Origin of the sequence: Niabella digestorum, from assembly GCF_036409055.1 — a bacterium.
Taxonomy (GTDB): domain Bacteria; phylum Bacteroidota; class Bacteroidia; order Chitinophagales; family Chitinophagaceae; genus Niabella; species Niabella composti.
Genome location: NZ_JAZGLY010000002.1, coordinates 131,752 through 146,257 on the forward strand (window position 1 = coordinate 131,752; position 14,506 = coordinate 146,257).

18 protein-coding genes are annotated in these 14,506 nt (G+C 39.9%); 12 read left to right on the forward strand and 6 right to left on the reverse strand.

The features are described 5' to 3' along the window. Nucleotides 1-26 precede the first annotated feature (26 nt). From V2H41_RS03260 to V2H41_RS03270, 3 genes are all read right to left on the reverse strand, one after another. Entirely contained in the window at nt 27-1,055 is a 1,029-nt protein-coding gene (locus tag V2H41_RS03260; RefSeq protein ID WP_330973691.1) for an ABC transporter permease, read from the reverse strand. Further along, nucleotides 997-2,016 carry an ABC transporter ATP-binding protein gene (locus tag V2H41_RS03265; RefSeq protein WP_330973692.1) on the reverse strand — a complete coding sequence of 340 codons (1,020 nt, stop codon included), beginning with the start codon at nt 2,014-2,016 and terminating at the stop codon, nt 997-999. The genes V2H41_RS03260 and V2H41_RS03265 overlap by 59 nt, the downstream gene beginning before the upstream one ends. Nucleotides 2,017-2,126: 110 nt before the next feature. Further along, on the reverse strand, nt 2,127-2,990 hold the full coding sequence (locus V2H41_RS03270) for a COG1470 family protein (RefSeq protein ID WP_330973693.1): 864 nt from the start codon (nt 2,988-2,990) through the stop codon (nt 2,127-2,129). A 236-nt stretch (nt 2,991-3,226) separates the two neighbouring features. Between V2H41_RS03270 and murB the strand changes: the two genes are divergently transcribed. Then, nucleotides 3,227-4,249, forward strand: coding sequence for a UDP-N-acetylmuramate dehydrogenase (gene murB / locus V2H41_RS03275; RefSeq protein WP_330973694.1), 1,023 nt, complete (start codon nt 3,227-3,229; stop codon nt 4,247-4,249). A 69-nt stretch (nt 4,250-4,318) separates the two neighbouring features. Further along, nucleotides 4,319-5,008 carry a porin family protein gene (locus tag V2H41_RS03280; RefSeq protein ID WP_330973695.1) on the forward strand — a complete coding sequence of 230 codons (690 nt, stop codon included), beginning with the start codon at nt 4,319-4,321 and terminating at the stop codon, nt 5,006-5,008. Between the two features lie 153 nt (nt 5,009-5,161). Here V2H41_RS03280 and V2H41_RS03285 read toward each other — a convergent pair whose 3' ends face one another. Continuing rightward, nucleotides 5,162-5,527 (reverse strand): winged helix-turn-helix transcriptional regulator, encoded by a 366-nt coding sequence (locus V2H41_RS03285; RefSeq protein ID WP_330973696.1) that lies wholly within the window; start codon nt 5,525-5,527, stop codon nt 5,162-5,164. Nucleotides 5,528-5,601: 74 nt separating this feature from the next. On the opposite strand from V2H41_RS03285, the gene V2H41_RS03290 reads away from it, so the two are divergent. The 6 genes from V2H41_RS03290 (at nt 5,602) to V2H41_RS03315 (ending at nt 9,747) form a co-directional block, all read left to right on the forward strand. Next, nucleotides 5,602-6,441, forward strand: coding sequence for an alpha/beta hydrolase (locus tag V2H41_RS03290; protein WP_330973697.1), 840 nt, complete (start codon nt 5,602-5,604; stop codon nt 6,439-6,441). A gap of 240 nt (nt 6,442-6,681) precedes the next feature. After that, on the forward strand, nt 6,682-7,275 hold the full coding sequence (locus tag V2H41_RS03295; protein WP_330973698.1) for a Crp/Fnr family transcriptional regulator: 594 nt from the start codon (nt 6,682-6,684) through the stop codon (nt 7,273-7,275). A gap of 56 nt (nt 7,276-7,331) precedes the next feature. Further along, nucleotides 7,332-7,796 (forward strand): DoxX family protein, encoded by a 465-nt coding sequence (locus V2H41_RS03300; protein ID WP_330973699.1) that lies wholly within the window; start codon nt 7,332-7,334, stop codon nt 7,794-7,796. A 49-nt stretch (nt 7,797-7,845) separates the two neighbouring features. Further along, nucleotides 7,846-8,421, forward strand: a complete 576-nt coding sequence (locus V2H41_RS03305) for a Crp/Fnr family transcriptional regulator (RefSeq protein ID WP_330973700.1) — start codon at nt 7,846-7,848, stop codon at nt 8,419-8,421. Nucleotides 8,422-8,485: 64 nt separating this feature from the next. Next, the gene (locus V2H41_RS03310) at nt 8,486-8,923 is read left to right on the forward strand and encodes a carboxymuconolactone decarboxylase family protein (RefSeq protein ID WP_330973701.1); all 438 of its coding nucleotides are present in this window, start codon (nt 8,486-8,488) and stop codon (nt 8,921-8,923) included. A gap of 83 nt (nt 8,924-9,006) precedes the next feature. Then, nucleotides 9,007-9,747: a class I SAM-dependent methyltransferase gene (locus V2H41_RS03315; RefSeq protein ID WP_330973702.1), complete on the forward strand. Its 741-nt coding sequence runs from the start codon at nt 9,007-9,009 to the stop codon at nt 9,745-9,747. 60 nt (nt 9,748-9,807) lie between these two features. On the opposite strand, the gene V2H41_RS03320 is transcribed toward V2H41_RS03315, so the two are convergent. Then, nucleotides 9,808-10,413 (reverse strand): superoxide dismutase family protein, encoded by a 606-nt coding sequence (locus V2H41_RS03320; protein ID WP_330973703.1) that lies wholly within the window; start codon nt 10,411-10,413, stop codon nt 9,808-9,810. Between the two features lie 120 nt (nt 10,414-10,533). Here V2H41_RS03320 and V2H41_RS03325 point away from each other — a divergent pair, with 120 nt between their 5' ends. The 4 genes from V2H41_RS03325 (at nt 10,534) to V2H41_RS03340 (ending at nt 13,473) form a co-directional block, all read left to right on the forward strand. Continuing rightward, nucleotides 10,534-11,091: an NUDIX hydrolase gene (locus V2H41_RS03325; protein WP_330973704.1), complete on the forward strand. Its 558-nt coding sequence runs from the start codon at nt 10,534-10,536 to the stop codon at nt 11,089-11,091. Between the two features lie 20 nt (nt 11,092-11,111). Beyond that, entirely contained in the window at nt 11,112-11,606 is a 495-nt protein-coding gene (locus tag V2H41_RS03330; protein ID WP_330973705.1) for a DUF4112 domain-containing protein, read from the forward strand. A 107-nt stretch (nt 11,607-11,713) separates the two neighbouring features. Then, nucleotides 11,714-12,436: a 23S rRNA (guanosine(2251)-2'-O)-methyltransferase RlmB gene (gene rlmB / locus V2H41_RS03335; RefSeq protein ID WP_330973706.1), complete on the forward strand. Its 723-nt coding sequence runs from the start codon at nt 11,714-11,716 to the stop codon at nt 12,434-12,436. A gap of 35 nt (nt 12,437-12,471) precedes the next feature. Then, a complete protein-coding gene (locus V2H41_RS03340) occupies nt 12,472-13,473 on the forward strand; it encodes a GSCFA domain-containing protein (protein WP_330973707.1) in 1,002 nt (333 codons plus the stop codon). On the opposite strand, the gene V2H41_RS03345 is transcribed toward V2H41_RS03340, so the two are convergent. Further along, entirely contained in the window at nt 13,470-14,501 is a 1,032-nt protein-coding gene (locus V2H41_RS03345; protein ID WP_330973708.1) for an aldose epimerase family protein, read from the reverse strand. The two genes, V2H41_RS03340 and V2H41_RS03345, sit on opposite strands and share 4 nt — an antisense overlap. Nucleotides 14,502-14,506 lie beyond the last annotated feature (5 nt).

Genomic DNA, 14,506 nt, shown 5'->3' on the forward strand with positions numbered 1-14,506 from the left:
TTTTAGTTTAGCATTGATATCAATGATTAACTTCTGATTTCTCTTCGCATAAAAAGATAATAAGAAAGCGCAAAACACACCACGGTGGCAGCGGTTAATCCACTTACCTGAGGCCATACAATTAACAGGCTTTGGGTAAAGGATAATGGAGAAGGAATAGCACCTATCAACTGCTCCATGGTAAGAGGTCCTAAGCTACGCACAGAAGGCATTAGCAGAGTAGTGGTAGCATCGGAATATAGTTGTCCGGGGGACAAACGATAAAATGTTAATACCAGCTCGTTGTATGCTTGTATCTGAGCCTGTGTAAGAAAATCAGTATCGGGGAAGAATGCTCTTATGATAATATTAACTACAATCTGATAAAAGACGGTAAAGAACAACCAAATACCGATTGCTGTAAGTGCGGAGGTGGCGGCTTGTTTAAAGATTACCGATAATAGTATCGACAGGCTTAACCAGAATGCCACATACACTACACTAATAAATACAAAAGCTAGTATTCTCAGAAATTCCTGAGGTTCCATACGCACTCCGGTAATTATCAATCCCCCGCCCATCATTAACAAGGCCAGTGAAAGAAAAAGTACACTTACAACAATCAAGGCACTCACAAATTTTGAAAGCAGCAGATTATCGCGGTAAACAGGTTGTGCCATTAACCGTGTAAGGGTTCCTCCATTTTGTTCAGCGTTGATAGCATCAAACCCTAGGCTGATACCTAACAATGGCCCCAGAAAGTTGAGAAATACATGAAATGGAGGAAGTGTATTATCGGTTGTAGTTAACAGTTTCAGGTATAAGAAAAACCGATCGGGGTCGTTAATGTTGTTGACAGCATTTTTTATGTTGCTCAACGATACATACATGGATGCAAAAAAGGTAAGTACCACAAGGCCGATAAGGATCATAAATCGCCAACTGCGGATATGATCCGCCACTTCCTTGTGTACCATTATGCTGAAAGGCCCCATGTCTGTCGCTTTCTGAAATGCCTTACTGTTTTTTATGTTTTTTAAAGAAAGACCTTTGGAAGAAATTGCCGGACTTTTCATTGCTTCTTTTTTCTGTTGTACTATTTTCGAAATACTTTTCATAGATATCATCGAGTCCATATTCTTTTTTATGAACACCCATGATATCATATTTCTTCTCTACCAGAAATCGTACAATGTCGGGAGTAATATCTTGTTTGCACGTGATTTCTACTGTTTTGCCCGATAGGGCAATATGATCCACCTGCTCCCATTGTTTCAATTCCGGTTCGAGATGCCAGGGCTGTGATATTTCCTCTTTGAATGTAACAGTGGTGATAAAGCCTTCCTTATTAAATAAGTTACGCGATAGCGTATGAATGTTTCCCTCAACCAGTAATTTTCCTCCTACAAAAATGCCTACCCGATCACATACCTGTTGTACATGATGTAGATGGTGCGAGGACAACAATACAGTGAGCCCTTGCTGACGGCTGAGCTGTCTGATTAAAACCAGAAAATCTTTTACTCCGCTGGGGTCGATACCTAATGTAGGCTCGTCCAGAATGATAATTTCCGGTTCTTTTATTAACACATCGGCTAGACCCAGCCTTTGTTTCATTCCGCGTGAATAAGCAGCGGTTTTTTTGTGCATTTCATTGCCCAGCCCCACCTGTTCCATCATCTTTATGGCACGTGAACGTATTTGATTTTCAGGTATGCCGTTTAGTCGGGCTATATATTCTAAATTTTCTAAAGCCGTCATATTATCATAGAACCCTACACTATCCGGCATGTACCCTACTTTTCGTTTCACCGCAATTGGGTTATTGGTGGCATTATGTCCGCAAACAAGGGCTGTTCCGGATGTAGGTTCGGTAAGTCCCAACATCATTAAGATGGTAGTGGTCTTTCCGGCCCCATTAGGTCCCAACAGCCCGAATATTTCGCCTTTATGTATTTCTAGGTTGAGATTATCAACTGCCTTTAGCGAGCCATAACATTTTGACAAACCCTTCAGTTGTATGATAGGATTCTTCATTTGTTAATTATTAAGCTTTTAGTTCCGTCTGTAACGGAAAAAAACTAAAGAGCCTGTTGCATCAGGCTTCTGAAACTAAATTTTGTCGAAAGTTGTTTAGTCGGCCGGAATTATCTTCTTCCGTATTTGCGAATTAGATAATATACCAAGCCTATAGCTGCTAAAATTACCAGAACGCCAATCCATCCGGAGAGCAGCGATGTTTTAACGGTCATCCGAAAACTCAGTTGCGAAGTAGAATTAGAGTTTTTGGCTGTAATAGTGGTTACGTAATCGCCAGCGATGGTTTTATCTGGCACTTTCAGGCTCGCAGTTACGTCAACCGATTTACCCGGCTCGATTTCTTTGATTTTGGATGGCTCAAAAGTAGTTTCCCATCTGCTGGGATTCTGAGCGGAAAGTTCTACATCAGTCAATGGCAAAGTACCGGTATTTTTAACGGTTAGTTGAATTTCTTTCACTTTGCCAGAAGTGATTTCGTCGCTCAGTCTTCCCGAAGGCGTGGTGAGTTCCAGCGCGTAAGAACCTTTTACTACAGCTTCCAGATTCAGAACTAAGGTATCTACTGCGGAAATTGCCCTGATGGGAATTTTGTATTTGTCGGGTTTGGCGCTTGACGTAGCGTTAATTTCAATTGAAATGTCTTGAGTTTTTCCTGATTCCAGATTTAATGAAGTAACCTGGCTGCCTTCTACTTTGTAAGCGATCATCCAGCCAATAGGCAAGTCGGCCTTCAGCTCATAAATCCGAGCTTCCTTAGCTCCGTTGTGTAAAGAAGCATTGTACCGGAAGGTTTCGTTAGCTGCCGCTTCAATATTCATCAGTCTGGCGGTAAAAGAAGATTTACCATCAGCTTCTGAATTGTTGGTTTGAGCATGCACAGTAAAACTGAGAATCAGAAGTGCAAATGATGTTACAAACAGCAAGTTAGGGCGCCAATTGCGCGCACGGCCTAATAACGCTTCTGTTAACATAGTCCAATAACTAAAATTTATACAATAATAGCTTTCAAAAAATGTTGAACGAATACGTTTTCTTGTAAAGGGATGAAAATATGGCGCGCTAAATTAAAAAAATCACTACAATAACGTCAACATTTTCAAAAAAATTAACAATTGATAGATGGTAGTTTAAAAAAGTAAGCAGAGATTCCGCGCGAGATTATTTATAACCTGTTTCCCTTATTTTAGTGCTGTAACAACACACAGCTATGAGTGTATCCATAATATCCGGGGTTTCCCTGAAACCGTATAATACTTTTGGCATTGATGTACAGGCAGAATATCTGGCTCGAGCGGGCTCCCTTACAGAAGTACAGGAGTGCCTACAGTGGGTGAAGCACAAGCCTATTCCCTGCTTAGTGCTGGGCGGTGGCAGCAATATTTTGCTGACTCAATCGGTACAGGGACTGGTTATTAAAAATGAAGTTAAGGGGATTGAAAAAATATATGAGGATGAAGAATCTGTGTACTTGAAAGTTGGAGCTGGAGAAGTATGGCATCAATTTGTATTGTATTGTTTACAACATAATTATGCCGGAGTAGAAAACCTTGCTTTGATTCCGGGATCTGTGGGAGCTTCTCCACTACAAAATATCGGTGCTTATGGTGTGGAAATTAAAGAAGTGTTTCATGAGCTGACCGCCATGCATCGACGTACCGCAGAAGTGGTGCATTTTTCCCATGCTGATTGCGCGTTCGGTTATCGGGATAGTGTTTTTAAGCATAAGTATAAAAACGAGTTTGTTATTATTGACGTTACTTTTCGCTTATCTAAAACACCTCGTTTTAATATAGAATATGGAGCCATCAAACAGGAGCTTGACAAGCGTCAAATAAGTGAGCTTTCTATTCATGCGATAGCTGAAGCGGTAATGGCCATTCGTACATCCAAGTTGCCGGATCCAGCCCAGATAGGTAATGCAGGAAGTTTTTTCAAGAACCCTTCTGTTGCTAAAGAACAATATCTTGTATTGAAAGAAAAGTTCCCCGGACTTGTTGCGTATGAAAATCAGGATGGCTCCATGAAGCTGGCCGCCGGATGGCTTATTGAACAATGTGGCTTAAAAGGATACCGCAATAACGATGCAGGTGTACACGAAAAGCAAGCCTTGGTGTTGGTAAATTACGGTAACGCTACAGGGGCTGAAATATTGCAAGTTTGTAATATGGTACAGCACGCTGTAGAAGAGAAGTTTGGTGTAAAACTGGAGCCTGAGGTGAATATCATATAATTTATATATTTGCGCGCAGTTTTTTAGTCGTACCATATAATTGTCCTTAGAAAACAAAAAAATATGAAGATGAAAAAAATCATTTTAGCTATTAATCTTATCCTATTATCCGGTGTTGTGTCTTACGCGCAGAACTATATAAATGGTCGTGCGGTAAGATTTGGTTTTAAAGTAGATCCTGTTTTTGCTAATTCTTTCCGCCCTCAGGAAAATGATATCAACCGTACCGGAAGTGGTTTTGGTGTGAATTATGGTTTAATGACCGATATTTTGTTTAGTGATGGAAGAGGAGCTTTTGCTACCGGTGTAGAAGTGGCTCATGGATCATCCAAACTGGAGTATAAAACATCTAACCGCGGTTTATATGCAGCACAGGCCGAAGGTGCTACCCAAAACTATAAACTGAGACTTCAATATTTGCAAATTCCTTTCAGTGTGAAACTAAAGACCAATCAACACAGCGGGTTTCGTTTTTGGGGACAGTTCGGAACTTATCTTGGTGCATTGCTGAAGTCAAGAATGGATTACTCTTATGGTAATGTATCGGAAGCTAATGTGAATGTCATGAAAAATACCAATAAAGTTAATATGGGACTATTGGTAGGTGCCGGTGGTGAGTATCAGCTAGCAGAAAAAACAGATTTATTCTTTGGTTTAGGACTTGAAAACGGCTTCACCGATATTACCAGCAATAGAAGCTGGAATGATGGCAAAGTAGCCCTGAATCGCTGGGCCTTGAGACTGGGCGTATTCTTTTAGTAAAAAATGGAAAGCAATATAGAAAGGCTGTATTATGCAATACAGCCTTTCTTTTTATACAGTTGTTTCTGCATGAGATTGTAATACAAACGAAAATAGTGAATGCAAGCAGTCCACCACTATTTCACCTAATGGGATACTAAAAGGTATCTATCACACTGTAATGGCTTTGCCCTCTGCATAGATTTTACCCCATTCGCAAAGGTTTCGGAGAATGGGTACTAGATCCTGTCCTTTTGAAGTTAGCATATACTCTACTCCATTAGGGATAGCACCGGGGATAGGTTTTTTATAGATAATAGCGTGTCGTTCCAAGTCCTTAAGCTGGCGACTCAATACCTGATCGGAAATATTAGGGATCTCTTTTTTCAATAAATTGAAGCGATTATTACCCTCAGAGATGGAATATACAATCTGCGATTTCCATCTTCCTCCGATAATATCTATGGCTGAATTCAGCTCACATATGCGATGCAGAAAACGCTCGTTAATTGCATTAGTGGAGCTTTCCTTTCTCATATACTCACAATTTTGTGCGTTATTGTTCAAAATGGTTATCCAGAGGACCTTTGCATGAAAAATAATGCGAAATTATGAAAGTAGAAATTGAGAAAAGTATTGCTATCATTGTATTGATTTTTGCAGCACTTAACATTTATGCTCAGGATACTCTGGTTATTCGTTCAAAGTATTTAAAACAACCAGATACTGTATTAGTTTATAAACCTAGACATTCGACATCCGATCGCAAATTCCCTGTAGTATACCTTCTGCATGGATATAGCGAACATTACATGCAATGGTCCTCTATCATTAATTTGCAGCAACTGGCGGATCAATATGGTTTTGCTATCGTTACTCCTGAAGGCTTTGCAACGTTTTATTTGAACAGCCCTGTAGATCCCTCTTCGCAGTATGAAGATTTTTTCTATGAAGAACTTGTGCCCAAAATTCATCAGCTAATTCCAGTGGATGATAAAAATATATTTATAAGTGGATTGAGTATGGGTGGATTTGGGGCACTGTATCATTTCATCCGGCATACTGATTACTATAATACCGCAGCAGCCACGAGTGGTGCATTGCACATTGATCCTGATAAATTTTTAGAGTATAGTTTTGCTTTCTGGAAAAACGACCGTTTACGTCGCGACGCTGAAAAAGTATTTGGTGATCCTAAGATTTACGATTGGTCTTCTTATAAGATTATAAAATTGATAAAAGAATACCCTGATTTTAATCGTGCCTTTTTAATCGATTGCGGTATCGAAGATCCGCTCTATCCACTGACGGAAGATCTGAAGAAATATTGCGAGGTTATGAATATCCCTGTTACATTTATGCAAGCTCCCGGACGGCATGATGGTAATTATTGGCATAGTAGTATTGAATATCATTTTGTGTATTTTAAGCAGCATTTGCGAAAGGAGTGATATCATAATAAGCTATTATAGATTCTTCACTCGCTAATATTTTTTATTTTCGGGTAATTAGAGCCAATAGCATCCGCGAAAAGGATAGTAAAATATACCTAGACGAAGTTTCGTTAGAGCGGCTTTCACAAAACAATGCCTAACAAAAGGATGGTCTTAGAGATACAAATGTTAGATGTTTACAGTGGCTGATGTTTTCGCATGAAAAATTAAAGTTCAAATTATTGAGGGAAGTCTATTATGCTGCAGATACGCAAATATTTTGAAGAACGATTTGCTATCTCCGAAGAGGACTGGAATATTTTTTCATCCAAACTGCATCAAATTGAATTCCCTAAAAACCACGTCATACTTAAAGCCGGCGACACTGAGCACTATCTTTCTTTTATTGAAAAAGGGTTGATTCGTTTTTATATTCCGCAGGAAGAAAAAGAATTGACTTTCACCTTTATATTTGAGAATAATTTTTATAGTGCCTACGATTCTTTCTTGACACAGCAACCTTCGGTTTATCAAGTAGAAACATTGGCCCCAACCATTCTCTGGCGTATTCATTATAATGATCTCCAGGAAGTGTATAAGGGAACGCAGATAGGTAATTTTATAGGGCGGATGGCCAGTGAGGAATTATTTCTAAAAAAGTCAAAGCGAGAGTTGTCCTTATTAGTAGACTCTGCAGAAAAGCGATATGCTGAGTTATTAGCCGAAAAACCTGAATTAATCCAACATATTCCATTGAAATATCTTGCTTCCTATATCGGAGTAACACCGCAGGCGCTCAGCAGAATTAGAGCGCGGATTGCTAAAAAAAGTAACTGGCGGAAGGCGCATTAATTAACCCAAGTTCATTTTTTACCTGAATACTGATGACGACTTTTGTGTAAAAAACTATGAAGCCTCTCATTATACAACTGTTGGCATTTGGTATTGCTTGGGTAATTCTGAAACTATCGCGTAAAGAGAACGCTTTTTATATTTCTGGTCGTGTAGGATTGGCAGCGATGCTTTGCTTCACCGCAATTGGGCATTTTGCTTTTGTTGAAGGGATGAGTATGATGCTGCCCAATATTGTGCCCTATAAGAGCGAACTCATTATACTAACAGGAATATTGGAAATACTGGGCGCTGCGGGATTATTTTTTGCTAAGTGGAGAAAATTATCCGCATATCTGCTGATAGTATTTTTCTTTCTGGTACTTCCCGCCAATATTTATGCAGCGTTACATCATGTAGATTATCAACGTGCCACCTACCAGGGACCGGGCACAGAATATTTAGTTTTTCGTGTTCTGCTTCAAATATTGTTCATTCTTTGGGCTTATTATTTCGGGATAAGAAATGCCCACCGGAGGTGACTTGTAAAGCACTATTTATGAATTGCGCTGAAAAAAATAACTTTAGGACATGGCTCATCCTTTCATCACTCATGTACAAAAAATTATTCAGGTCAGTACATTGAACGAAGTGCAGGTGCTGTCTTATTTTGAAGAACAACAATATCCTAAGAAAGATATTTTACTGCCAAGCAATACTCGCTGCAAGTATCATTATTTTGTGATTGAGGGTTGCTTGAGGATGTTTTTTATCAATGAAAAAGGAATAGAGCAAACCGTACAATTTGCTATTGAAAACTGGTGGCTCACCGATTATATGGCATTTGCAGAAAAAACAACTTCTGAATTTTCTATACAAGCTGTTGAGCCTACAACGGTTTTGCAAATCACCACTCAACAGCAGGAAAATTTGCTTACACAGTTTCCTATGTTGGAGCGTTACTTCAGAATCGTTTATCAGAAAGCTTATGCAGCATCTTTGTACCGATTAAAATATCTTTTTGACTTTTCACGGGAAGAGCTTTTTGTACATTTTAGTCGAAATTTTCCAGAATTTGTGAAAAGAGTTCCGCAGCATCTACTCGCATCTTTTCTCAATATGACGCCCGAATATCTTAGTGAAATCAAGAAGCATCTGCAGTCTTAAACCAGTTTAAGAAGTTTGTGATATGCGGCGAATAGCTTTGCGCCATACTAAAAATCTAAATATTATGGCACAGAGATTCAATATTCGTGAGTTGGCACCAAAGGCCTATGAAAAAATATTCACACTCGAGGACTATCTGAAACATTCGGAACTCGATCCCGTACATTTTGAGCTTATTAAAATTCGTGGTTCGCAAATAAATGGCTGTGCATTTTGCATTGATAAGCATACAAAAGATGCGTTGAATATAGGCGAAACACCGCGAAGAATTTTTCTTCTGGATGCCTGGAAAGAGACAGGATTGTTTACTGATGAAGAGCGTATTATCCTTGCTATGACGGAAGAAATTACGCTTATCCAAAATCAGGGATTAACTGAAGCTACTTATCAGGAAGCTAAGAAATATTTTTCAGACCAATACATTGCTCACATCATTATGGCTATTGTTACCATTAATGCGTGGAATAGAATAGCTATTAGTTCGCGTATGGATGTAAAGTAAAAATGCGGTGCATAAATCTTGAAGCTGCTTTCTCTGCGAGGCAGCTTTAAGATTGTTTTATTTGGGCGTAACTTTAGCAAACCATGAAAGACAACTTTTCCTCAGTAGCTGATCTCTATGCTCAATACAGGCCTTCTTATCCTCAAAAATTGTTCGATTTTCTTTATTCAATCGTGCGATGTCATAATAATGCCTGGGATGTAGGCACCGGCAATGGTCAGGTAGCTTTTGAACTCTCCAAAAGTTTTCATCAAGTAATGGCTACTGATATTAGTCAAGCACAAATTGATAAAGCACTTAAAGTACCTAATATTCTCTATTCTGTTCAACCCGCAGAAGAGACCAACTTTCCTGATGATATATTTAATCTGATTACAGTAGCGCAAGCCATTCACTGGTTCGATTTTGAACGCTTTTACAAGGAAGTGGTTCGTGTATCTAAACCAGATGCGGTGTTGTGTGCGATTGGGTATGGCGTGTTACGATTTCATCATCCTATAGATGAGGTTATTCAAGTATTTTATAAGGAGATTGTGGGGCCATATTGGGACTCGGAAAGAAAATATATTGATGAGGCTTACAAGACAATACCTTTCCCGTTTGAGGAGATATCTTCTCCTGAGCTGACAATATCTTATAATTGGACCTTTGCACAACTCATCGGTTATTTCAATACCTGGTCTGCTGTAAAGCATTATATGCATGATAAACAGGAAAATCCTGTAGATATTATTAAGCCTGAACTGCACCGCTATTGGGGCGATGCACCTGCTCTTACAGTTCACTTTCCTGTGTTTATGCGTACAGGGGTGGTGCAAAAATGAATAGAGTTACCCCGGGAAGGATAACTCTATTCGAGATACAATCATAGAACCTTGTATGGATTAAATTTTTGTGATAACGCCACAACCTACGCGAGGTCCAGAATTACCAGTTGGTTGTGTAGTATAGTCGTCTGTGCCACCGTGCACGATAATGGCCTTGCCAATGATGTCATTGTCACCGCCGGATACGCTCCATTTATCGGTAGTTACTGATTTGGTACCATGTCCATTGGCGTCTAGTTGAATATTACCAATATCACCTAAGTGATAAGAGGCCGAACCCCATTCGCCATGGTTTTCATTAGTGGGGTTCCAGTGACCATGGGAATTATCTCCTTTATTGCCACAGTCGCCGTGTTCATGAAAATGTACAGCAACGTTGCTGTCGGCTCTATCTTTATAATCAATTACTACATCTAGGCGGATTTGGTTATTTTCTAATTGATAGAAATTGGCTGTTCCCACAGGTTGCGTAGAATCAGCAGTAGACATCAGGTTGGCTGTAGCTACCAAGGTACCCTCTGCTGCGGGAAGGTTGGCATCGGCTTCAGTAGTTACGGCTTCTTCTCCATGTGTGGTTTCGGCGTCTGAGTTGGCGCTATTTCCACAAGAGATAAGAACCATTGTAGCAAACAATCCGCAAACCAACAACTGAACTTTTTTCATATTCGTATAATTTTTGAGGTTTAGAAATAAAAGTAGCACAAAAGATAATTTAACAATTACAAAAATTATCCTGAATTTCGAATGACTATTTTTATATAACAAACATCGAACCACAAATTAATGGATAAAATAACGAATCCCTGGACTATTTTAAAAGAAAAACCTATCTATGATAATCCTTGGATTACACTGACGGAATATGACGTGATTAATCCGGGAGGAGGAAAGGGTATTTATGGAAAGGTGCATTTTAAAAACACAGCCATTGGAATTATCGCGCTTGACGAGGAGATGCACATCTATTTAGTAGGGCAATATCGGTTTGCATTAGATGCCTATAGCTGGGAAATTCCTGAGGGCGGCTGCCCTAAGGGTGAGAGTTATTTAGATGCCGCTAAGAGGGAATTGCTGGAAGAAGCCGGGCTCACGGCCCGTTCCTGGCGGGAGATCATGCAGGTGCATTTGTCGAACTCCATTTGTGATGAAAAAGGAATAATTTTCCTTGCGACAGACTTACAGCAGGGCGTGGCGGCACCCGAAGAAACAGAAGATATCCGTATTAAACGAGTACCATTTGCAGAGGCTGTAGCAATGATTAATGACGGTACTATTACAGACTCTATTTCTATTGTAGCGATACAAAAATTACAATTGATGATGCTTGCCAAAGAGCTGTAAACACTAATATTTAATGCTCAATGAAAAAACACCAATTGTCGGAGCAGCTATCTTCGGACCCCCGTCTCAAAATGGTTCGTCAGGTAACCAAACTTATGGATGAACAGTTTGCTATCGGCAGATTCCGTTTCGGGCTGGATCCGATTCTGGGTTTAATTCCGGTTGTAGGAGATGTGGGGGCATATGTGATTTCTGCAACATTGGTCATTACCATGATACGCCACGGCGCCTCAGGTAGGGTAGCCGCAAAAATGTTGTGGAATATTACTCTGGATGCGTTGGTTGGAGCCATCCCTTTAGTAGGGGCTGTTTTTGACTTCGCCTATAAAGCCAATACCCGAAATTTGAAATTATTAACAGAACATTATACTGAAGGTAAGCATCAAGGAAGTGCTAAGCCGGTGGTATTATCTATCATTTTAACGATGCTACTGATTCTTGCCCTCCTAATATATCTTTCCATAAAAGCATTATTGTGGATGGATAGCAAACTTTCACCCCTTATTTTAAAATAACGGGCTAGAGGCTTTATTTTGCTATGGCTCGGTAAAAAGTCTCTACTTTTTGTTTTCTTTGTTCTGTGAAAAAATTTAGAGGTCAATATCGGCCTAAAAAAAACTCGTTGATTGCGGGTTTAGAGGCAATTAAGGATGCATTGCACAGTGGCAAGGCGCTGGACAGAATTTATCTGGATAATCAGCTACGAGGTAGTGAACAGGCTGCTATAAAAAAGCTGGCTGCTCAATTTGGTGTTCCGGTAAACTACGTTCCTGCTCAAAAACTCCAGAGCTTTAATGTAGGAAATCACGGCGGATGCATTGCTCAGATAGCGCGTGTGCAATATCAAAATCTTCAGGACATTATTTCCTTTGTCGTGGAAAAAGGTGAGGTGCCTTTATTGCTGATCTTAGACGGCATTACGGATATACGAAATATCGGCGGTATTGCCCGTACAGCGTGGTGCTGCGGCGTACATGCCATTATTATTCCAGACAGGGGAGTAGGGGCATTGAATGATGATGCCATTCTTACTTCAGCAGGGGCCTTGGAAGAGATACCGGTATGTCGTGTCAACAGCTTGATGAAGGCTGTAGATGAGCTGCATATGAATGGTATTAAGGTGTTTGCCAGCGAAATGACAGCTTCCAAATGTATTTATGATTGTGATTTTACCGTTCCCGCTGCTATAGTAATGGGTAGTGAAGAAAAAGGTGTTTATCCGGCATTATTAAAGGTGTGCGATGAGAATATCAGCATTCCCATGAAGAACAATTTTGAGAGTTTGAATGTTTCTGTTGCGACGGGAATGATTTTATACGAAGTAATGAAGCAAAGAGATCTGTAATTATCTAATTCGCAAAAAGCATAACGGTTTTCCCTATGGATTTTATGACGCCCATACAAATTCCGAAACTGCCGGAGCCCATCAGTTATGGTCAGAAGCTACTCCTGATTGGTTCCTGTTTTACGGAACATATAGGGAATGCTCTGGCAGAACATAAGTTTGATGTACTGCAAAATCCTCACGGGATACTGTTTGAACCTTTCAGTGTGCATCATAGTCTGATAGCTTATATTGAAAACAAAAAATATAAGGAGGAGGATTTGTTCTTCCTTAATGAGCTTTGGAACTCCTGGCATCATCATTCCCGGTTTTCGGATATGAATAAAGAGGTAGTACTACAGGAGGTCAATAATAGTGTGGAGCAAGCGCATGAATTTCTTAAAAATGCCGACTGGGTAATTATTACTTTGGGGTCAGCATTTTCGTATGTACTTACGGAAGAAAATCCCGAAAAAGCAAAAGTGGGGCTTCATGTCGCTAACTGTCATCGGGCACCGGGGCAATGGTTCTTTAAAAAGCTGTTAGGAATAGATGAAATCATTGCTGCAATGGACAATACATATCATCGCCTTAGGGCATTTAATCCTAAAGCAAAAATCATCTTCACAGTTAGTCCCGTACGACATTTAAGAGATGGGGTAATTGCCAATAACCGCAGTAAAGCTAGGCTACTTGAAGCCGTGCATCATATGGTAGATAAATTTCCCGATATCTATTATTTTCCCGCTTATGAGTTAGTGATTGATGTATTGCGTGATTATCGTTTTTATGATATAGATATGGCACATCCCAACTATCCGGCTACAGAATTTGTATTGGAAAAGTTTACAACTTCATGTATTGATGAAGCATCGCAGCAGATAATGAAGGAGGTAAAGCAAATTACCATTGCACGCAAGCACCGGCCCATGCACCCTCACACAAATGCTCATAAGCAATTTTTAAAAGTACACTATGAGAGAGCCCAAGCGCTTGCGGCAAAATATACTTTCCTCAACTTGCAGGATGAAATTCAGTATTTCTCAGATGCACTTTAAGTAGTAGTGATTCTATAGATGGTTTTAGTATAGTATTCTTCTCCCGGTCTTAGAATCGTATTGGGGAATCCTTCAACTCTTATGGCGTTGGGGTGTTTCTGTGTTTCAAAACAAAAACCTGAGAAGGGTTTGTATAGAGTGCCGTTTTTGCCTTTTATCTCCGGAGAGCCGCAGGCATTATATAGGTGCACCAATGGCTCTGTAGTAAATACTTGCAATTTTGTTCCATTAAATTCGGCTTCGGCAGCTACATGCTCGATACCTACCTGATCTAGTGGAAAGCTTATATCGATTCCTTTCTCCGCATTTTCAATTTTGCCTGTTTCATTGAATGAGGTGAAATCGTTGCGGGTGCCCTTTACAGGCAATACCTTTCCGGTAGTGCAGTAGTTTTTATCCTGCTCTAGATAGTTACTGGCGTTTATTCTCAAACGATGTGTATGAATATCGCCTTCGCCATTGTTCAGGTTAAAATAACTGTGGTGTGTAAGATTTACTGCTGTAGGCTTTGTAGTGGTAGCTTTATATTCGTAGCTAAGTTCGTCGCTATCGTTTAGTTTAAAGATAATCTGGGTGGTGAGCTCGCCCGGAAACCCTTCTTCGCCATCGGGGCTGATGTATTGCAATACAAGTGTGTCATCAGCAGTAGGAATGCGTTCCCATACTTTTTTATCAAAACCCTCAACTCCACCGTGCAACTGAAATTCTGGATTATGGCTGTTTAGCTGATAGGTAACACCGTCAATTGTGATAGACGATTTGTCAATTCTATTGCCATAACGTCCTATTGCAGCCCCGAAATAAGGATATTGTTTCAGGTATTCCTCACTCCAATATTGGGAGGGTTCGTCAAATCCTAATACAATATCATTGTAAGTGTTATCAGATTTCTTTATTTTTATCGCCATTATAATGGCGCCATAGTTTGTGATTTTTACGATTGTGTCGTTACTGTTACGTAGTGTATAAACAAATATGTCCTTGCCATTGGGGTGTTTGCCGTGTTGTTGTTCAGTTATTTCCACCATAATAA